Source organism: Falsihalocynthiibacter sp. S25ZX9 (genome assembly GCF_041205405.1).
Lineage (GTDB): Bacteria > Pseudomonadota > Alphaproteobacteria > Rhodobacterales > Rhodobacteraceae > Falsihalocynthiibacter > Falsihalocynthiibacter arcticus.
The window spans coordinates 1-297 of sequence record NZ_JBGFCD010000258.1 but is presented as its reverse complement, the minus strand read 5'-3'; the positions used below and the strand labels follow the sequence as shown (position 1 = coordinate 297).

Sequence of the window (297 nt, the reverse complement as noted above, 5' to 3'; positions counted from 1 at the left end):
GCCCGCTTCCGTGAGCTGGGTGATTGAAATCGGGCCGCGCTGTGGTACGTGCACGCCGCGATTGCCTTCGCCCCGAATGGCACTTCCCAGAAATTGCGGGGACATTTTCCCATCAGTCGTCGGAATCAAAGTGAGCTTGGCGCCGCCAGTATAAAACTCCGGCGCGTTGCATTCGTCCTCATGGATATGGGCAACATCACTGCAAAAAATCGTGTCAAACGGTCGCGCTAGACAGGCGAGAATAAGAGAATTGGCCGCTGTCACTGTGGCCACAAGATGCACGACGGCTTCGGGTGC

General features: G+C 56.9%; 1 protein-coding gene. It reads right to left on the bottom strand.

All coding sequences use genetic code 11. From position 1 onward, the window contains the following. Positions 1 to 297 (bottom strand): beta-eliminating lyase-related protein (locus tag AB9F29_RS22150; RefSeq protein ID WP_369757283.1); only part of this gene is annotated, 297 nt, incomplete at both ends.